The organism is Brevundimonas sp. AVps5, from assembly GCF_058681515.1.
In genome coordinates this window covers 1,049,440-1,068,431 of record NZ_CM178740.1, presented here as the reverse complement: position 1 = coordinate 1,068,431, position 18,992 = coordinate 1,049,440, and the positions used below count along the sequence as shown (strand labels likewise).

At 67.8% G+C, this 18,992-nt stretch carries 19 protein-coding genes; 8 read left to right on the top strand and 11 right to left on the bottom strand.

Translation table 11 applies throughout. The features are described 5' to 3' along the window. Positions 1–39 precede the first annotated feature (39 nt). Together ACW18A_RS05360 and ACW18A_RS05355 are read right to left on the bottom strand one after the other, a co-directional pair. Positions 40–603 carry a DUF3828 domain-containing protein gene (locus ACW18A_RS05360; RefSeq protein ID WP_492023768.1) on the bottom strand — a complete coding sequence of 188 codons (564 nt, stop codon included), beginning with the start codon at positions 601–603 and terminating at the stop codon, positions 40–42. Positions 604–617: 14 nt separating this feature from the next. After that, the gene (locus ACW18A_RS05355; protein WP_492023767.1) at positions 618–1,175 is read right to left on the bottom strand and encodes a DUF3828 domain-containing protein; all 558 of its coding nucleotides are present in this window, start codon (positions 1,173–1,175) and stop codon (positions 618–620) included. Positions 1,176–1,523: 348 nt separating this feature from the next. Between ACW18A_RS05355 and ileS the strand changes: the two genes are divergently transcribed. Continuing rightward, on the top strand, positions 1,524–4,484 hold the full coding sequence (gene ileS / locus ACW18A_RS05350; protein ID WP_492023766.1) for an isoleucine--tRNA ligase: 2,961 nt from the start codon (positions 1,524–1,526) through the stop codon (positions 4,482–4,484). Between the two features lie 382 nt (positions 4,485–4,866). Here the strand turns inward: ileS and ACW18A_RS05345 are convergent, their stop codons facing one another. After that, positions 4,867–5,793, bottom strand: a complete 927-nt coding sequence (locus tag ACW18A_RS05345) for a hypothetical protein (protein ID WP_492023765.1) — start codon at positions 5,791–5,793, stop codon at positions 4,867–4,869. Between the two features lie 99 nt (positions 5,794–5,892). Between ACW18A_RS05345 and ACW18A_RS05340 the strand changes: the two genes are divergently transcribed. Beyond that, positions 5,893–6,351, top strand: coding sequence for a RidA family protein (locus tag ACW18A_RS05340; RefSeq protein ID WP_492023764.1), 459 nt, complete (start codon positions 5,893–5,895; stop codon positions 6,349–6,351). After that, the gene (locus tag ACW18A_RS05335; RefSeq protein WP_492023763.1) at positions 6,348–7,505 is read left to right on the top strand and encodes a GNAT family N-acetyltransferase; all 1,158 of its coding nucleotides are present in this window, start codon (positions 6,348–6,350) and stop codon (positions 7,503–7,505) included. The genes ACW18A_RS05340 and ACW18A_RS05335 overlap by 4 nt, the downstream gene beginning before the upstream one ends. 131 nt (positions 7,506–7,636) lie before the next feature. Here ACW18A_RS05335 and ACW18A_RS05330 read toward each other — a convergent pair whose 3' ends face one another. Then, positions 7,637–7,978, bottom strand: a complete 342-nt coding sequence (locus tag ACW18A_RS05330; protein WP_492023762.1) for a hypothetical protein — start codon at positions 7,976–7,978, stop codon at positions 7,637–7,639. Positions 7,979–8,099: 121 nt separating this feature from the next. Here ACW18A_RS05330 and mutL point away from each other — a divergent pair, with 121 nt between their 5' ends. Next, positions 8,100–9,941 (top strand): DNA mismatch repair endonuclease MutL, encoded by a 1,842-nt coding sequence (gene mutL, locus ACW18A_RS05325; protein WP_492023761.1) that lies wholly within the window; start codon positions 8,100–8,102, stop codon positions 9,939–9,941. A gap of 467 nt (positions 9,942–10,408) precedes the next feature. Here mutL and ACW18A_RS05320 read toward each other — a convergent pair whose 3' ends face one another. Together ACW18A_RS05320 and ACW18A_RS05315 are read right to left on the bottom strand one after the other, a co-directional pair. Next, entirely contained in the window at positions 10,409–10,762 is a 354-nt protein-coding gene (locus ACW18A_RS05320) for a hypothetical protein (RefSeq protein WP_492023760.1), read from the bottom strand. Further along, positions 10,759–11,814: a hypothetical protein gene (locus tag ACW18A_RS05315; RefSeq protein WP_492023759.1), complete on the bottom strand. Its 1,056-nt coding sequence runs from the start codon at positions 11,812–11,814 to the stop codon at positions 10,759–10,761. Before ACW18A_RS05315 ends, ACW18A_RS05320 begins: the two co-directional genes overlap by 4 nt. Positions 11,815–12,262: 448 nt before the next feature. On the opposite strand from ACW18A_RS05315, the gene ACW18A_RS05310 reads away from it, so the two are divergent. Then, on the top strand, positions 12,263–12,538 hold the full coding sequence (locus ACW18A_RS05310) for a YjhX family toxin (RefSeq protein ID WP_492023758.1): 276 nt from the start codon (positions 12,263–12,265) through the stop codon (positions 12,536–12,538). On the opposite strand, the gene rsmD is transcribed toward ACW18A_RS05310, so the two are convergent. Both rsmD and ACW18A_RS05300 read right to left on the bottom strand, forming a co-directional pair. Continuing rightward, the gene (rsmD, locus tag ACW18A_RS05305) at positions 12,521–13,096 is read right to left on the bottom strand and encodes a 16S rRNA (guanine(966)-N(2))-methyltransferase RsmD (RefSeq protein WP_492023757.1); all 576 of its coding nucleotides are present in this window, start codon (positions 13,094–13,096) and stop codon (positions 12,521–12,523) included. The two genes, ACW18A_RS05310 and rsmD, sit on opposite strands and share 18 nt — an antisense overlap. Further along, the gene (locus ACW18A_RS05300) at positions 13,093–13,752 is read right to left on the bottom strand and encodes a TMEM175 family protein (RefSeq protein ID WP_492023756.1); all 660 of its coding nucleotides are present in this window, start codon (positions 13,750–13,752) and stop codon (positions 13,093–13,095) included. The genes rsmD and ACW18A_RS05300 overlap by 4 nt, the downstream gene beginning before the upstream one ends. Before the next feature lie 93 nt (positions 13,753–13,845). On the opposite strand from ACW18A_RS05300, the gene ACW18A_RS05295 reads away from it, so the two are divergent. Continuing rightward, on the top strand, positions 13,846–14,790 hold the full coding sequence (locus tag ACW18A_RS05295) for a CPBP family intramembrane glutamic endopeptidase (RefSeq protein WP_492023755.1): 945 nt from the start codon (positions 13,846–13,848) through the stop codon (positions 14,788–14,790). Here ACW18A_RS05295 and ACW18A_RS05290 read toward each other — a convergent pair. Further along, positions 14,767–16,338, bottom strand: coding sequence for a pseudouridine synthase (locus tag ACW18A_RS05290; RefSeq protein WP_492023754.1), 1,572 nt, complete (start codon positions 16,336–16,338; stop codon positions 14,767–14,769). The two genes, ACW18A_RS05295 and ACW18A_RS05290, sit on opposite strands and share 24 nt — an antisense overlap. Positions 16,339–16,350: 12 nt before the next feature. On the opposite strand from ACW18A_RS05290, the gene tadA reads away from it, so the two are divergent. Both tadA and ACW18A_RS05280 read left to right on the top strand, forming a co-directional pair. Next, a complete protein-coding gene (tadA, locus tag ACW18A_RS05285) occupies positions 16,351–16,809 on the top strand; it encodes a tRNA adenosine(34) deaminase TadA (protein ID WP_492023753.1) in 459 nt (152 codons plus the stop codon). A 22-nt stretch (positions 16,810–16,831) separates the two neighbouring features. After that, complete coding sequence (locus ACW18A_RS05280; RefSeq protein ID WP_492023752.1) at positions 16,832–17,239, top strand: MliC family protein; 408 nt, start codon at positions 16,832–16,834, stop codon at positions 17,237–17,239. Here ACW18A_RS05280 and aroB read toward each other — a convergent pair. Then, complete coding sequence (aroB, locus tag ACW18A_RS05275) at positions 17,236–18,339, bottom strand: 3-dehydroquinate synthase (RefSeq protein ID WP_492023751.1); 1,104 nt, start codon at positions 18,337–18,339, stop codon at positions 17,236–17,238. The genes ACW18A_RS05280 and aroB overlap by 4 nt on opposite strands. Then, on the bottom strand, positions 18,336–18,839 hold the full coding sequence (locus ACW18A_RS05270) for a shikimate kinase (RefSeq protein WP_492024339.1): 504 nt from the start codon (positions 18,837–18,839) through the stop codon (positions 18,336–18,338). The genes aroB and ACW18A_RS05270 overlap by 4 nt, the downstream gene beginning before the upstream one ends. Between the last annotated feature and the right edge of the window lie 153 nt (positions 18,840–18,992).

Here is an 18,992-nt window from a genome sequence, read left to right as displayed (position 1 = left end):
AGCAATATCGGCCCTCGCCTGCCCTTTGACAACTGCCGCCTACCCCGCCGCCTCGGCCACCGCCATCAGGGTGTCGTGCAGGGAGTCCGTGCCGTCGATGATGTCGTCGACCTTCCAGTTTGGTCCCTCGCGCACCAGTTTGAGCTTCAGCGTCCTCGGCTCGCCCATATTGGTGAAGGCGACATTGGCCTCGGCGGTGTTCAGGTCCGATTGAGCCACAACGAGCGCCGTGACGACGAAATCGCCCTGGTCCTGACAGCTGCAGAGGGGGTCGTAGTTCAGGGTCGGAACTTCCCCGTTCGCCGCGCGGAAGTCGGCCCCGATCAGGGCGTTCAGGATGCGCGAAAACAACGGCTCCTGCCCCGGTGCGGGCTGCTCGCCCCTGGGGCCACCCGCCACATACTGGGCATACAGGGCCCGCACGAAGGGATCCGGCCCCTGGCTCTGGGCGGCATAGACATCCTCGCGCGTGCCCGACCCGGTCGAAGACGCCGCTCCGGCCGTCGCCGAGGTTGAGGCTGTCTCGGGCGTCTTCGCCTCCTCGCCCTGGGAACAGGCCGCCAGCGTTATCGCGGCCGCGGAGATCATCATCAGTCTGTGCATCGTCATTCTCCGTTTCAGGCCGCCGGCTGGGCCTTGGCCTCAGCGATCCAGGTGTTCAAGCGCTTGACAAGTGGCTCGCGTTCAAACTCGTCGCCCATGTCCTGATAGGTGATGTCGTCGATCTTCCACCGCCCCTCCTCCAGCACCAGTCTGTAGGTCTTGTTGTGCACGGCGTTGCCCGGCTCGGCGAAGCCTTGCACCGTCGCCACGTCGGCGGTCGTCGGACCTGTCGAGGTCGCAGTCGCCGACTCCAGCACCGGTGTTCCATCCTGGCAGTCGCAGATCGGCTGGGCGTCGAAGAAGCCCTGATCGCCCTCCAGCGTCAATCGGACGGTTTCGGCCAGCAGCGCCCGTGTCCGCGCCGACCACATCGGGCTCTCTTCGACGTACTCCACATTGTCCCCGGACTCTCCATACAGACTGCGGATGAAAGCTTCCGGCGACATCGAAACCTGTGCGGTTGCCATCGAGGCTGCTGTCGCGGGCCAGGCCTCAGCCTTCTCCATGGGCTGGGCGCATCCGACCAGCGCCAGCGCCAGCGCGGCGGCGCCTGGTATCAGGATAGTCCGCATGGTCTGTCTCGCTCCTCGGCGGATCGCCGGTGCGCCGCTCGGAAAGGACGATATCGCAAGCCGCCGCGTTTCCCACCCCTGACCTCTGACGATTTCCTTCCTGATCAGCGCCCTCGGAGGCTGCGCGGGCTGAAGCGACCATTGCTGACTGTGCAGGGCGCACGGGCTCTGCTATCCCGCCCCCATCATGACTGCTCGCGTGTTCCGCCCTATTTCGATTAGCCGCCCGGCGTAGCGCCAGGGACGCTCGTCCCCGTGCCCGCCGGGATCGCAGACCGCGCCCGCCAGCCGCTCGGCTTCGAAAGCGCCGCACGACATCGAACGTACACAGACGAAAAGACCGACTTCATGGCCGACGACGCCCAGAGCCCCGATTCCCCCACCGCCCGCGACTATCGCGAGACCGTCTTCCTGCCGGAGACGCCCTTCCCCATGCGCGGCGGCCTTCCCCAGAAGGAGCCGCTGATCCTGGAACAGTGGGGCGACCTCTATTCGACCCTGCGCGCCCGGCGTCAGGCCGAGAAGGCCCCGCTCTACGTCCTCCACGACGGCCCGCCCTACGCCAACGGCGACATCCACATCGGCCACGCCCTGAACAAGACGCTGAAGGACTTCGTGGTCCGCAGCCGCTTCCTGCTCGGGTACGACGTCGACTTCGTGCCCGGCTGGGACTGCCACGGCCTGCCGATCGAGTGGAAGATCGAGGAACAGTACCGCGCCAGGGGGCGTCGCAAGGACGAGGTTTCCAAGGCCGAGTTCCGCTCTGCCTGCCGCGAATACGCCGCCGGCTGGATCGAGGTGCAGAAGGCCCAGTTCCTGCGCCTCGGCATCACCGGCGACTTCGAGAACCGCTACGCCACGATGGACTATGGCTCCGAGGCCGCCATCGTGAAGGAGTTCCACAAGTTCAAGAACTCCGGCCAGCTCTATCGCGGCTCAAAGCCTGTCATGTGGTCGCCGGTCGAGCGTACCGCCCTGGCCGATGCCGAGATCGAGTATCACGACCACGTCAGCCCCACGATCTGGGTCAAGTTCCCGGTCATCGCCGCGACCGACGACCATCCGGACGACCTGCTGGCCTTCCGCCACCAGACGCCGTCGATCGTCATCTGGACCACCACCCCCTGGACCATCCCGGCCAACCGCGCGATCAGCTATGGCCCCGAGATCGCCTATGGCCTGTATGAGGTCCAGTCGATGGAGACGGGCCTGGAGTTCGCCCCCTGGGCCAAACCGGGCGACCGGCTGATCCTCGCCGACAAACTGGCCGAGGAGGTCTTCAAGGCCGCGAAGATCGCGACCTGGACCCGTCTGGACGACATCAATCCGTCCGGCCTCGTCTGCGCCCACCCCCTGGCGGAGCTGGACGACGGCTACCGTTTCAACGTGCCCCTGCTGGACGGCGACCATGTCACCGACGACGCGGGCACGGGTTTCGTCCACACCGCGCCCGGCCACGGCGCCGACGACTTCGAGGTCTGGAAGGCCCACGGTCATCACGAGGTGCCCGACACCGTCGACCCCGACGGGGCCTACTACCTGTCCGTCCCCCTGTTCGCCGGCCTCAAGGTGCTCGAGACCGAGGGCAAGAAGACCGGCAAGTTCGGCAGTGCCAACCCCGCGGTCATGGACAGGCTGATCGAGGCCGGCACCCTGCTGGCGCGCGGCCGGATGGAGCACTCCTACCCCCACTCCTGGCGCTCCAAGGCCCCGGTCATCTTCCGCAACACGCCCCAGTGGTTCATCCGGATGGACAAGGCACTGGATCACGCCGACGGGGCGACCCTGCGCGAAACAGCCCTGACCGCCATCGACCAGACCGACTTCCACCCCGCCGCCGGCAAGAACCGCATCCGTTCGATGGTCGAGGGTCGCCCCGACTGGCTGGTCAGCCGCCAGCGCGCCTGGGGCACGCCGCTCGCCATGTTCGTCGACAAGCACACGGGCCACCCCCTGCATGACGCCGAAGTCGACGCCCGTATCGTCGCCGCGATCGAGGAAGGCGGCGCCGACGCCTGGTACACCAAACCCGACAGCGACTTCCTCGGCCTGCACGACCCGGCTAGTTACGAGAAGATCGAGGACATCCTCGACGTCTGGTTCGATTCCGGCTGCACCCACGCCTTCGCGCTGGAAACCCGCGACCCGGCCCACGGCTACACCGGCGACCGCCCCAGCCACTGGCCGGCCAACCTCTATCTCGAAGGCTCGGACCAGCATCGCGGCTGGTTCCAGTCCAACCTGCTCGAAGGCTCCGGCACCCGCGGCCGCGCCCCCTATGACGCCGTCCTGACCCACGGCTTCACCCAGGACGAGAACGGGGAGAAGATGTCCAAGTCGCGGGGCAATACGACCGACCCCGCCGTCGTCATCAAGGAATCCGGCGCCGACATCCTGCGCCTGTGGGTCGCCCTGGTGGACTATGCCGAGGACCAGCGGATCGGGAAACAGATCCTCCAGACCACGGTCGACGCCTATCGCAAGCTGCGGAACACCGTCCGCTACCTGCTGGGCGCCCTCGCCGATTTCGACGAGGCCGAACGCGTCGACTACGCCGACATGCCGCCGCTGGAGCGGTTCATCCTGCACCGCCTGTGGGAACTCGATCTCCAGGTGCGCGGCGCCTACGAGACCTATCGTTTCCAGGACGTGGTCCGCCCGGTGCTGGAGTTCTGTGCCGGCGACCTCTCGGCCCTGTATTTCGACATCCGCAAGGACAGCCTCTATTGCGACCGCCCCGACGCCATCCGCCGTCGTGCGGCGCGGACGGTGATGCACGAGGTCTTCGTGCGCCTGACCGCATGGCTGTCCCCGCTGACACCCTTCACCATGGAAGAGGCCTGGACGACCCTCTATCCAGACGGCGGGACCAACTGCGCGCGGGTCATTCCGCAGACGCCGGATGAGTGGCGGAATCCCGAGGAGGCCCAGCGCTGGACCAACATCGACACCGTCGTAGCGGTGGTGAACGAAGCGCTCGAAGCCGCGCGCAAAGAGAAGCTCATCGGCGGCGCTCTGGACGCTTGGCCGGATATTCAGTTGTCCCAACCGCTTCTCGACTTGTTCGAAGGCAGGTTGTCTGACGGGACCATGCTGACGCCGGTCGATCCGGCGGAGGTTTTCCGCACTTCTGGAGCAAACGTCAGCCTTGGCGTCGGGCCTGCGACAGTCATTGTGGCGCTCGCCAAACATCCGAAGTGCGCCCGCTCCTGGCGCCGCGTCCCCGACGTCGGCTCCGACCCGCAATACCCCGACCTGTCCGCCCGCGACGCCGACGCCGTCCGGTGGTGGGACAGCAAGCACGGCTGATTCAGCCCCTCTCCCCTTGCGGGAGAGGGAGACCGCGCACGGCGGCGCAGCCGTCGTCCTGGCGCGGGCGGGAGAGGGGTTACACCGGCGCTTGGCGTAGGCGTCCTCAACGATCATGGGTGAGGTCAACTTGACCCCTCATCCGACTTCGCTTCGCTCAGCCACCTTCTCCCGCAAGGGGAGAAGGAAAGTAGGCCATACCCATCAACGGACGCCCCAATTCGCCGAACGAATTCAACGCCCGACCCTAAGGAGACGCCTTCTACCCATCACGGTCCGAAACGGCCGTAAACTGTCGCGCTCATTCAGGGAAGCGCACAGCAAAATCCACCCCGCGCGACTCTGTCGACTCTGTCGAGTCTATTCTGGAGTCGCGCCGTCCTCAGGCCGCCTCGGCCATCTCCATGGCGGCCTTGCGCTGTTCCGCCCACGGAATCAGCGTCGACTTCGGCCAGGCCACCAGCCACGAGCTCGGCGTGTATTCACCGCTGTCGATCAGCGCCTTGCGCGTCGGCGACGAGGCCGAGGCCCGTTCCGAATGGATCGGCGCCGGGCCCTGATGGATGATGAAGGCCCCGCCCTTCAGCGGGTTCAGTCTCAGATAGGCCAGTCGCGGGCTGATGGTCTCGAGCGGCGGATCGTAGAACCAGCTCGATCCGATCATCCCGGCCAGCGCCGGCCGTGTCTTGCAGATGGCCGCGGCCGTCGCCCAGGCGCGGTCCCAGCCGGCCTCGTTGAAATCGGCCAGCTGGCGGCTTTCGGTATGGACCTCCAGCCAGGGCTTCTTCCAGCCCTGGGCCCGCACATAGGAGACCAGCTGCGACCAGCCATGCCCCTCGCGCCCGTTCCGCACCACCTGGCCGGGACCCATGGGCGACGACAGGTCGATGGTCTGGGTCAGGGCACCGGGCACGCTGAGCGCCAGAGCCATGCGCACATCCTTGGCCCAGTGGTCCGGGTCGTAAGCGGCATCCGTATCGGCGGCTCCCGTCAGGAACTCGGCCATCCTGTCCATCCAGTAGGGATAGAGTTCCATGACCTCGCCCGGCAGGGCCGCCTGTTTCGCCCGCCCCGGCAACTCCAGCGCCCAGGTGGCGACCAGGGCCCGGCGCATGGCATCGGTGGCGTCCTCGCCCATCGCCTTCTGCGCGGCGTGGGCCGGCAGGTCGAAATTCCAGTGCGAGGCCGAGGCCACGGCCGGATCTACGGCCTCGACCGAGGCGATATCGACCCGCGCCCGCTCTTCGGCGGTGAGGCGAGCCCGGATGGCCTTGAAGGCCTCGATCTGGTTTTGGGTCAGAGTTTCCATGCCGGGATCATGGCACACGCCGGTTGGCGAACCTTTAAGGGCTGGCGACCTGCGTCGCCCCCGCGCTAAACCGCCCGCAACACCTATATGGAGCCTACGATGACCATCGCCGCCCGCCTCGCCGAAATCGGCATCGACCTGCCCCAGCCCGCAGCGGCCGTGGCCAACTATGTCCCGTTCGTGCGCACCGGAAACCTGGTCCACATCTCGGGCCAGCTGTCGAACGACGCCTCGGGCGGCCTCAAGGGCACGGTCGGCGAGGACGTCACCCCGGAACAGGCCGCCGCCGGCGCCCGCCTGTGCGGCATCAATCTGCTGGCCCAGCTGAACGCCGCCCTCGACGGCGACCTCGACCGCGTCGTCCGCGTCGTCAAGCTCGGCGGCTTCGTCCAGGCCGGCCCCGGCTTCATCGCCATCCCCGCCGTCATCAACGGCTGCTCGGACCTGATGGTCGAGGTGTTCGGCGACGCCGGCCGCCACGCCCGCTCGGCCGTCGGCGTCTACCAGCTGCCCCTCGGCTTCGCCGTCGAGGTGGACGCCATCGTCGAGGTGCGGTGAGCCCACAGCCTGAGTTCACGCTCCAGGTCCATGACAGTCTCGCGGCCATCGGTCGCGAGGCCTGGGACGCCTGCGCCGCCCCGACCGGCGATCCCTTCGTCAGCTACGACTTCCTGAACGCCTGCGAGGCCTCGGGCAGCGCCGTCGCCAGCCAAGGCTGGGGCCAGCGCCACCTGACCCTGATGGGACCGGACGACAGCATCCTCGGCTGCATGCCCCTCTATCTGAAGGGTCACAGCCAGGGCGAATACGTCTTCGACCATTCGTGGGCCGAGGCCTACCAGCGCGCGGGCGGTCGCTACTACCCGAAACTCCTCGGTGCCGTCCCCTTCACCCCCGCCACCGGCCCGCGCTTCCTGCATGCTCCGGGCACGGATGAAGATGTCGTCCGGGCCGCCCTGATTCAGGGTGCCCTGACCCTGACGGAGCGACTGGGGGTGTCGTCACTGCACGTAAACTTCCCGACACAGCCCGAATGGGCCGCCATGGGCGAGGCCGGGATGCTGCTTCGTCAGGACATGCAGTTCATCTGGCGCAATGAGGGCTACCAGACCTTCGACGATTTCCTCGGGGCCCTGTCGTCCAACCGCCGCAAGACCATCCGTCGCGAACGCCGCGAGGCACAGGCCGGCCTCGACATCCGTGTCCTGACCGGATCCGACCTCACGGAGGCCCACTGGGACGCCTTCTTCGACTTCTATCAGGACACCGGCGAGCGCAAATGGGGCCGCCCCTATCTGACGCGGGCCTATTTCAGCCTGATCGGCCAGACGATGGCCGACGGTATCGCCCTGGTCATGGCCTTCCGCGACGGCACGCCGATCGCCGGGGCCCTGAACTTCATCGGCCGCGACTCCCTCTACGGGCGCCAGTGGGGCGCGCTGGAAGAGGTTCCCTTCCTGCATTTCGAGCTCTGCTACTACCAGGCCATCGAGCTGGCCATTTCGCGCGGCCTGTCCCGGGTCGAGGCCGGTGCCCAGGGCGAACACAAGATCGCGCGCGGCTACCTGCCCTCGCCCGTCTATTCAGCGCACTGGATCGCAGACCCGGCTTTGAGGACGCCCGTGGCGCGGTATCTGGAGCAGGAACGGGCGGGGGTGGAGGCGGAGATCGCGGCGATGACGGAAGAGTTGTCGCCGTATCGAACCGCCTGATCGCCAGGCGCCGCCGTGGCACGTCCGCCCCCCATCCAACCGCCCGGTCAGTTGGGGGGCGGGTTTCACAGGCGTCCTCGCAATTGAAAACGGCCGGGACTTCCGTCCCGGCCGTCGTCCGAAGTCCAGCCTTAGCCGATGGTCAGGGTCTCGCCGTTGACGGCGCAGAAATCGACTCCCATGACGACCAGGTCGGGGGTGTCGTCGTTGAACACGACCTTGATGTCGTATTCGCAGTCTTCCAGACCGTCGTTGATCGTGACGTGCACGCTCTCACCGCTGCCGACGACTTCGCTGCCCAGGATGTCTTCTTCCCAGTCATTCGTGGACGGGACGGAGATGAAGATCTGGACGACGACGCCGTCGGTGGTGTTGGCCAGGGTAAAGTCCAGCGGGCCGGTCTGGGCCGAGGCACTGGAGGCGACGAAGGTGAAGGCGAGCGCAGCGGCCGCCGACAGAAGTTTGATGGTCATGATCAGGTCTCCCCGGGCCCGACGCGGACCCCTGGCGCATATGGCTACACCGGTTTTCGCCGGGAGCAAGCCACGCAATCTGACGACCTCGCAGGCTTTAGGCGCTAGGATCACGAATCCCATGCCCATCCGCCGCCTCCCGCCCGAGACCGTCAACCGCATCGCCGCCGGCGAGGTGGTCGAACGGCCGTCCAGCGCCATCAAGGAGCTGGTCGAGAACGCGCTGGATGCCGGGGCCACGCGCATCGAGGTTCAGGCCGACGGCGGCGGCCTGTCGCGGATCCTGATCGCCGACGACGGCCACGGCATGGCCCCGGACCAGCTGGCCCTGGCGGTCGAGCGTCATGCGACCTCCAAGCTGGAGCCCGACGACGCGGGCGACGTCGACCTGCTGCGGATCTCGACCCTGGGCTTCCGCGGCGAGGCCCTGCCCTCGATCGGCTCGGTCGCCCGCCTGACAATCACCAGCCGCGCGCCCGGCGGAGACGCCCACCAGATCACCGTCGAGGGCGGCGACCAGCGTCCGGTCGCGCCCGCCGGCTTCCCCGGCCCCCACGGAGCCCGGGTCGAGGTCCGCGACCTGTTCTACGCCACCCCGGCCCGGCTCAAATTCATGAAGTCCGAGCGGTCGGAGGCCATGGCCATCTCCGAGGAGATCAGGCGACAGGCCATGGCGCATGAAGGCGTCGCCTTCACCCTCGACCTCGACGGCAAGACGACCCTGCGCCTGCCCGCCGAACATCCCGGCGACGAGGGCCGGTTGAAGCGGCTCGCCGCCCTGCTCGGCCGGGACTTCGAGGCCAATGCCCTGCTGATCGACCAGTCGCGCGAAGGCATCCGCCTGTCGGGCTATGCCGGTCTGCCGACGTATTCGCGCGGCAACGGCGGGCACCAGTATCTGTTCGTCAACGGCCGCCCGGTGCGCGACCGGTTGCTGCAGGGCGCCCTGCGCGGGGCCTATGCCGACTTCCTCGCCCGCGACCGGCATCCGGCGGCGGTGCTGTTCCTCGAGATCGACCCGCTGTTCGTCGATGTGAACGTCCACCCGGCCAAGGCCGAGGTCCGGTTCCGCGACCCGGCCCTGGTGCGTGGCCTGATCGTGGGGGCCCTGAGGCACGCCCTGCATGCCGCCGGCCACCGCGCCTCGACCACGGTCGCGGACAATGTGCTGGCCGGCTTCACGGCTCACACCGGCCCGGCCTACAGCCCGTCTTCGCCGTCTGCGCGGGGCTTCAGCGGCTGGACCGGCTGGGACCGGCCCTTGGCCACCAATCAGGACATCCCCGGCCTGTCGGAGATGTCCGTCCGCGTCGAGGCCCCGCCGTCCGGCTTCGCCGCCTGGCCCGAACAGTCCGGTGCCCCCAACCCCGCCGACCCGATCGACCAGCCCCTCGGCGCCGCCCGGGCCCAGGTCCACGGCACCTATATCGTCGCCCAGACCCGCGACGGCATCGTCGTGGTCGACCAGCACGCCGCCCACGAACGCCTCGTCTACGAGCGGATGAAGACCCAGATGGCCGAGGGCTCGGTCACCCGACAGGCCCTGCTGACCCCCGAGGTGGTCGAACTGGACCCGGCCGAGGCCGACCGCGTCGTCGCCCGCGCCGATGAACTGGCGCAGCTGGGCCTGATCGTCGAACCCTTCGGCGGCGGGGCGGTGCTGGTGCGCGAGACCCCCGCCCTGCTCGGCGACACCGACGTTCAGGGCCTGATCCGCGACATCGCCGACGACCTGGCCGAGCACGGCGCAGCGCTCGCCCTGTCGGAGCGGCTCGGCGAGGTCTGCGGCACCATGGCCTGCCATGGCAGCGTCCGCGCCGGGCGGGTGCTGTCGGCACCCGAGATGAACGCCCTGCTGCGCCAGATGGAAGCCACGCCACATTCCGGTCAGTGCAATCATGGGCGGCCGACGTATGTGGAGCTGAAGCTCAACGATCTTGAGAAGTTGTTCGGAAGACGTTGAAAACGCTTACCCGGCCCGTGGCGGGTTGGACGTTGGACTCTAAAAAACACCGTCCAAAAGGTGCAAAGAGTCCATTCAGGTCAGATGCGCCCGCAGACCTCAGCGGCGGTGATGGTCGATCCTTTGCAGTCTGCGGTTCACGACACACCAGTATGGGGCCGTTCTGGAGCGTGATGCACAAAAGGCCTCTCGTTAGGGCCGGGCATTGATTTTAAAGGCGGATCTGGACGATCCGTTGATGGGTATGGCCAGTATCCGAGCATCCCCGCGAAGGCGGGGATGCTCGCAGCAGAACCCGGATGGCGTCACAGTGATGCAGCGTCCGGACCGAGGTCCCGGACAGCATGGCCAACAGGCTGACGGTATGGATCGGGTGGCGCGCGTCATTCCGCATGGACAGACCTAGGGGGTCTCACGCCGCGTGAGGGTCAACCGGGATTTTTGCGGACGGTGGAAGAGGCATCGGTTCAGCCGAGGACGGCTTTCAGAAAGCCGGCGAGACCCTTGGCGACCTTGGCGAAGCGCTGAAGATCCTCGAGAGTTTCCTTAAGATTATCAGTAACTTCCTTGAGGTTTCCGTTGATCACGGCCAGCGCGGCGAGGAAATCCTTGACGCTCTGCACGTCTAGGTCGGCCGCGACCTTGGCGTCGTAGGCGGCCTGTCGCGCTTTCTCGGCCTTGTCGAGGGCGTCACGCGCGGCCGGCACAACGCCCTTTACGCGCGGCTTTGCAGCGAGGGCCTTGTCGCGCACCTCCGTCGCTTTCAGGACAGCTGCGTTGGCCTGGGCGATGGTGTCGGTGATTTCCTTAGGTGAGGTCACGCATCATCTCCTTCAATGGCCTGTTCAAGCGCTCTCGCGCTGGTGACCAGATCGCCTATGGACTGCAAAACACCCGCAACCTGCCGATCGGGATCCTGGATCGCCTCGAACAGCTTTCCATGAGCTTTGGTGAAGGCCTCCACCGTAGTGGCGGGATCGATCGCCAACGCGCCGCGCAGTTCCGCATTGCGGGCGGACAAAGTCGGATTCAATCTGTCGAAGACTTCCAGGCTGGCGGCCGAAGCAAAGCCCGTCTCTGATCGCCCGACAGAGCCGTCGAGCATTAGCCTGGCCTCCAAGACCCTGACATTGCAGCCGAGGGTGAGTTCAGTCCGCACTTTCCCGTCCGACAGCCCGGCCTCCGCCGCCGCTTCGTCGCAGCCGTCGATGACGCTCCGATCCAGCGAAGCCAAAAGGGTCTGGCGAGCCGTGTGCGCCGCACTCGCCCTGTCGGCGATCAGACTTCTATGCCGGTCCCGAAGCGCCTGAATGATTTGAGGGGCCGCTCGGCGCCATGCGGGGTCAAACGCTGTGATCGCGTCGCGCAGGGCGAGGTAACGGCGGTGCTCAAGGCCTGCCGCAAACAAGTCGAAGGCCAGGTTCGTGGCCGCCCCGACCGGCGCGGTCGCCCCGACGGCCCCTGCCACGGCGCTGCTGGCGGTCTTCGCCTCCGCGAGCGCCGTGTTGATCTCGGTCACCGTCTTCCCGCCCGCGATGGCCTCCAGTCCGGTTAGATACTCGCCAAGAAGCCGCGTCAGCAGGGCTTCCTGCGGATTAACCTCAGAATCGCCCGGCAGGGGTTCGGCCGATCCAAGTCCGCAGGACGGGACTTTCGCGAAGCGCTCGAAAACAGATGTAACGGCCGCAGCTTCGGCGCCTGCGGCGGTGGCCTCCTGAAAGGCGGTGTCAACCTCCATAGAATCCGCCATGCAGTCGGGTCCGCCTGTCCGGTCCTCACCGTTCAAGACGTCATCGATCAGCGCGACCTGGTAGTTCTGCAGTGCGATCTGATACCGGGCCGTCTGATAGGTCGCCGGAGCGGCGGCCAGCACCCGTCCTGCCGTCGCCAGACTGGTCACCTCCTCTGTGTAGGCCCCTGCGCTGCACCCTGCGAGCGCCAACGCCATGACAACCAAAGCTACACGCATGATCGGCGCCTCCCCGCTCGAACCAGAAGCGGGACCATATTTGAGTATCGGCGATATGCAAGTGGCGCGCGAACTAGGACGGCCGTTCTCGCCTTGATGGCGGGTGAGGCACCCGGACTGGCGGGGCCAGGCCGGGCGCGCTATCATCGGCGCGTCGGATCATCCGACCTGGAATGCCTATGTCCGAGATTGCGCGAAAGGCCTGAGGCCGACGGCGCCCGAGCATGATCTCCGATCCTGCTCACTCAAGCGTGAGAGCCTGACCAAGGTCAGGCTCCTCGTCGAAGCCTTTGATCACCCGTCGGCGTGACTGCGCCGGCGAGAGCCTTCACGACATCACGGACATTCTCAAATGAACATCTCCCGTGCGGAGCAGCGGACGCTGCACGCCCTGGCGCAAGGCGGCGCGATCGTGCTCGAGCGCGATCCCGACGGCCGTATCCTCAAGGCCGACTGTTTCACCCGCGACGGCTTCCAGCTGACCGACTGCACCCACTCGGTGTGGAAGAAGTTGAAGACCAAGGGGCTGATCCACTCGCTCAACGGCGGACCCTATCGGGTCAATCGCGAGGGACTGGCGCGCCTGCGCAGCCAGTTCGACAACCGCGTCTCAAGTCGCGGCTGGTGAGCGCCTGAGGAAGAGGACGCGCGCGGCACCATAGTCGCGCGCGTCCAGCCGGTCATACCCCGGCGTGTCGATCTCCGGCTCGTCCGAGCCGCGCTCGAACACGACGATGGCGCCGGGTTTCAGCCAGTCGCCGTCCAGCAGCCGTTGCAGCGCCTGTTCACCCATCCCCTTGCCGTAGGGCGGGTCGAGGAAGGCGATGTCGAAGGCCTCGCCGTCGGAGCCCGGCCGCACACCCATCTCGATGGCGCTGCGTCGATGGACGCGCGTCGCCCCCATCACCCCATAGGCGTCGGCGTTCTCGCGGATGGCGCCGCGGGCCTCGTCGTCGATCTCCACGAAGACGCAGAAGGCCGCACCCCGGCTCATGGCCTCGAAGCCCAGCGCCCCCGACCCGGCGAACAGATCCATGACCCGCGCCCCCTGAAGCGGCTCGGCCCAGGCGGCATGTTCCAGCACGTTGAACACGGCCTGACGCGCGCGATCCGAGGTCGGGCGCGTGCCCTGTCCCTCCGGCGCCACGATGGCGCGACCTTTCAGTTTTCCGGCGACGATCCTCATGTGGGGACGGCGTTCCCGAACCGACGGTTGGTGACGATGCGGAAGGTGACCAGCGCAGCCAGTGCGACGGCCAGCACAACCACGATACCAAACCCGAACTGACCATTGAGATAGCCGATGAAGAGGATGCACACCCCGCTGCACAAACCCGGCATCAAGGCCTGCATCAAAAGAGCGGACAGTCGCATCATCCAGTGCTGTCTGGGCCGGACGGCATCGGCGATGAAAGCCGCATAGCCATATCCGAGCCCCTGCATCAGGCCGACCGCCGAGACCAACAGCAGGTATATCGTGACCGCCTCGCCTCTCGGACCGTTAACGTACAGCAGGGTGGTGGCAAACGGCATCAAGGCTATCCCGCCCAGCACGCCCAGGTTCAGCACGAAAACGCCCGTCGTAAACCGCGTCATCCGCAGGAAGGCCCGGCGGTGAGAGTTCCACAACACTCCGATTACGGCGAAACTGATCAGAAACGCCCCGAACATCTGCCAGCCTTCGCTGACGAGCATCGCCAAGGTCCCGTCCCAGTCGTGGGGAACATGCAGTTCGATCGACAACAGGGTGATGGCGATCGCGAAGACGCCGTCGGAGAAGAACAGCAACCGGTCCAGGCTGTTGTCCCTCGCGTGGCTGTGATCGTGTTCGAAGTCGCTCATGGTCCCCTCCCCGGCGTTCGTCGCAGCCATTGCGCAAGCGTCGCAGACACGCAACCTCTGGACCGAAACGGCGCCACCGGGCAACGATCACCCATGTCCCCGTATGAAGCCCTGATCCGCGCCGTCCCCCTCGCGCGCCGGTCGCCGATGGTCACCGGCTTCGAACCGGAACGGCCCTGGCTCAAGCTGGGCGGCTTCATCGCCCTGGCCTTGTTGCTGATGCTCGTCGTGACGATCGTCCTGGCCATCGTGGCCGGGATCGTACCGGGCTTCCTGGACAGCATGCAGGTGCTGGAACCTCTGCCGGACACGCCTGTGAGACTGATCGACGAAAGCGTGCTGATGCTCGCTAGCGTGCCGGTGCTCGGAGGCCTGGCGCTCGCCATTCTCGCGGCGGCGGCCATGATCTACCTCCGTCCGCTCAGGGACTTCCTGTGGCCCGGCCGCAGGTTCAACGCCCGGGATCTCGGCGTCGGCTTCCTGGCCATGACCTGTGTCAGCGTGATCTTGTTTCCCGTCTATCTGCTGATGGGCGGAGACTGGGCGCCGCCGCTTCTCAACCCGATCTATGCCGACTGGACACGGCCGGTCTTCGTCGTCGCGGGCGTCATCGGCCTGCTGGGCGCGGCGGCGGCGGAAGAAGTCATCTGCCGCGGCGTCCTGCTGCGTCTCACCACCCAGCTGACCCAGCATCCCGTCGTCCTGTGCCTGATCAACGGCCTGCTGTTCTCGGCGCTGCATCTCGACCCGGATCCCGTGGCCTTCGTCGCCCGCGCCCTGTCCGGCGCGATCTGGACCTGGGCGGCGATCCGGCTGGGCGGGCTGGAATTCGCCATCGGCGCCCATCTGGCCAACAACCTGATGATCTGCCTGTTCTGGCAGCCCCTCTCGGCCATGGAAGTCGGCCGCGACTCGGACTGGATCGAACTGGCGCCCGAGGTCTTCGTCGCCATTGTCATGCTGGTCGTCATCGAGCGGCTGGCCGACGGTCCTCGCGACTGGCGACTGGCGCGACTAGCCCCGCGAGGGGCCGCGTGATCCGCCGGGCTTGCCGCCGGTCCGGGGGCCGGCAGGGCGAGGACCGGCGGGGCCGGCTCTCGGTCCGCTGGACCGCGGCGCGGCGCCGTCACGCGGCTTGAACTCGCGCTTCGGCCCGGCCTTGCCGGCCTTGTCTCCGTCGCGAGCCCAGGTCGCGGACTTCGGACCGATGATCTTGTCCTCACGCGGCTTGAACACCCGCGCCGGCCGCTCGTCGGCGGCGCCTTCGCGCGGCGTCCAGGCCTTCTTGATCGACGGACCGCGCGGATTCGGAGCGCCGGCCTTGGCCCAGCCGGCCTTCTTGGGCGGCCGGTTGGCGCGTTCGACGCCCTCGACATGGGCGTCCTCGGCGGCGCGCACGCGGCTGGGCTTGCGCGACGGGTCGGACATGGCCGAGCCGGAGACGCCCGCCACCTTGGGCGTGCTCGTCCGGCGACCCGGGATCGGAGCCGGGGTGGCCACGGTGTTGCCCTCGGGCAGATTGTCAGGGCGGATATGTTCGCCCAGCAGCTCGCGGATCACGCGCGGGCCGATCTCCTCGACCGAGCCGGTCGCCAGCGTCCCCAGCTGGAACGGCCCATAGGCCAGGCGGATCAGGCGATTCACGGTCAGGCCGACCGACTCCAGCACCTTGCGGACCTCGCGGTTCTTGCCCTCGGCGATCTGGACGCTGATCCACAGGTTGGCGGCCTGGGAGCCGTCCTCCTTGGTCGTGGCCTTGTCGATGGTCGCCTCGACCGGACCGTAGCGGACGCCGTCGACGGTGACGCCGTCCTTCAGTTTGTCGAGGTCCGCCTGGGTGACGCGACCCCGCGCCCGGGCCCGGTACTGACGCACCAGCGCCGTCTCCGGCAGCTCCAGCGCCCGTGACAGCTCGCCGTCGTTGGTCAGCAGCAGCAGGCCTTCGGTGTTGATGTCCAGTCGCCCGACCGAGATGACGCGCGGCAGGCCGCTGGGCAGGGCGTCGAACACCGTGGGGCGTCCCTGCGGATCGTTGTGCGAAGTCAGCAGCCCGACCGGCTTGTTGTAGCGCCAGACGCGCGTGGCCTGGGCCGCCGCGATCGGCTTGCCGTCCACGGTGATGACGTCGTCGCGGGTCACAAGCGTCGCCGGCGTGTCCAGGATGCGGCCGTTGACCGCCACCTTGCCCAGCCCAATCAGCCGCTCGACCTCGCGGCGCGAGGCGATGCCCGCGCGCGCCATGGCCTTGGCGATCCGCTCGCTGCGTTTCGGCTCGGCCGGAGCCGCGTCCTTGCCCGGTTTGCCCCCGGCGGGCTTGCCGCCCGCCTTGGGACCCGCGCCCTTCGAATCGTCCGAATAGCGTTTGCCCTTGACCGGCTTCTCGGGCCGCGCGCCCTTGTCGGGCGCATAGGCGCGACCGGTCGAGCCACGACCGCCCTCGAGCGATTTCGTGCTGGTCTGGAACTGCGCGGCGGACGCGGAGCCGGGTCGCGCGGACCCGCTCTTGGGCCTGTCCCCGGGCTTGTGGGCGCGCAGGTCTTGACTGGTGCTGCGCTTCTTGTCGTTGTCGTCGGTATGGCGGGCCATGATGAGCGGTTCATGCGCATGGCATTGGACCTGGCGCAAGCGGCGGCGGACGCCGGAGAGGTGCCCGTGGGCGCCGTCGTGGTCGATGAAGCGACCGGAACCGTCATCGCCACGGGGGCCAACGGTCCCGTCGTAGCCCATGATCCGACCGCCCACGCGGAGATTGTGGCCTTGCGCGCGGCCGCTCTGGCGATCGGGAATTATCGCCTGACCGGCCTGACCCTCTATGTGACGCTGGAGCCCTGCGCCATGTGCGCGGGGGCCATCAGCCATGCCCGAATCGGCCGCGTGGTCTGGGCCGCCGACGATCCCAAGGGCGGCGCGGTGGTTCACGGCCCTCGCCTGTTCGAACAACCGACCCTGCATTCGCGACCGACGACCGAGGGCGGGCTGCTGGCCGACGAAGCGGCGGCGATGCTGCGGGGCTTCTTCCGGGAACGACGCTCAGCCAGGCCCGTTAGCCAGGCCTGACCGTAACGCGCTAGAGACACTGATGCGTCACCTGATCCTGATCGCCGCCGCGGCGTCCTTCCTCGCCGCCTGCAGCCAGCCACAACCCGCCAGGGCTCCGAACGACGGCGAGGCTGTGCGCCAGCGCGCCCTCGACGCCCAGACCGCGCAGCGCCGCACCGGGGCCGAGCTTCAGGACCAGGCCCAGACCCGCGTGATCCGCACCGTCTATCTGTGCGATAACGGGGAGCGGCTGTCGGTCGATTTCGACAATCCGCGCGCCATGGCCACGGTCCGCAACTCCAGCGGTGAAGCGGTCGATCTGTATCAGGAACGGGCGGCCGACGGCATCTGGTACAAGGCCAGCGCCCATGAGCTGCGCGGCAAGGGCATCCGCGCCACCTGGACCGCCGACGGCCGTCAGCCGACGGAGTGCCGGGCGATCGACTAGGCCGCGCCCACTTCCCGCAGGAAGGCCGCCAGTTCGCCCGCATCGACGGACTTCTGCACGAAGGCGTCACCGATCCGGCGCGCGAGGACCAGGGTGATCCCCCCGGCCTCGGCCTTCTTGTCCCCGGCCATCAGAGCGATCAGGCGATCTGCTTCGAACACCCCGGCCTGCCCCAGCCGCGTCGGCAGGCCTGCCGCCGCGATGACGGCCTCGACCCGTTCGGCGTCCGCCACCGCGCACAACCCCTGTCGCACCGAGAACCGGAACGCCATGCAGCAGCCGAGCGCCACGGCCTCGCCGTGCGCCAGCGCCGCCGCCTCGAAGCCCAGTTCGGCCTCGATGGCGTGGCCGAAGGTGTGACCGAGGTTCAGCAGGGCGCGCCGGCCCGCCTCCTTCTCGTCCTCGCCGACGATGGCGGACTTGATCTCGACCGAGCGCACAACGGCCCGTTCCAGCGCCGCCGGATCGCCGCGCACGCCGTCCGCGCCCTCGCCGGCCAGCCAGTCGAAGAACCCCGTGTCGCAGATCAGCCCGTGTTTCAGCACCTCGGCCCAGCCGGAGCGTAACTGCACCTCCGGCAAGGTCGCCAGCACGTCGATATCGGCCAGCACCAGCCTGGGCTGGTGGAAGGCACCGACCAGGTTCTTGCCGCGCGGCGTATCGATCGCCGTCTTGCCGCCGACCGATGAGTCCACCTGGGCCAGCAGGGTCGTCGGGACCTGCACGAAGTCGATTCCCCGCATGTAGAGGGCCGCCGCCAAACCGGCCAGATCGCCGACCACGCCGCCGCCCAGGGCCACGACCACATCCTTGCGATCCAGTCCGGCCGCCAGCAGCCGGTCCATCAGCCGCTCCAGCTCGGCGAAGGACTTCGACGCCTCGCCCGCAGGGACGGCCACGATCTCCGACCGCACACCCGCCCCCGCCAGCGAGGCCTGCAGCGCCGGCCCGTGGATCGCCGCCACCGTCTCATCCGAGACGATTACAGTGCGCCCGCGCGCGATCAGTGCGATCCGCGCGCCGGCCTCGGCCAGCAACCCGCGTCCGACCACCACGTCATAGGTCGCGAACGACGCGCCGGAGACCGAAACCGTCTTCATGCCGTCGCTCCGCTTGTCCAGTACTCGTTCAGCGCCGAGAGGATCGCCTCCACCGCCTGGGCGTGCGCCCCTGCGCCGACGTCCACGACAACATCGGCCGTCGCCTCGTAAAGGGGGTAGCGCACCTCGGCCATCGCCTTCAGCGCGACGAGGGGATCCTTGCCACGCAACAGGGGCCGCGTGTCACGGCGCTGCACCCTCTGCGCCACGATACTCAGGTCGGCCCTCAACCAGACCGAGGTCGCATGGGCCTTCATCAGCTCACGCGTCTCGGGGTTCAGGACGGCACCGCCGCCGGTCGCCAGCACGATGGGCGGCCCTTCCAGCAGGCGGCGCATGACCCGCGCCTCCCCCGCCCGGAACTCGGCTTCTCCCAGCTGAACGAAGATCTCGGAGACGGTCATCCGCGCCGCCGTCTCGATCGCGTCATCGCCATCGACGAAGGGCAGACCCAGCCGCTGCGCCAGCCGGCGACCCACGGTCGATTTGCCCACGCCCATGAGCCCGACCAGCGCTATGGTACGGGCCGGCACGGGAATCGCGGCGGCCGCAGGTCTGGCGCTCACAGTCGGTCTCGGCGGGAGGAGTTAAGGCAAGCCATGGTCGCTTCAGTCTCTACACCAAGCGTCGCCGCTCGCCAGCGCCCAGGGACC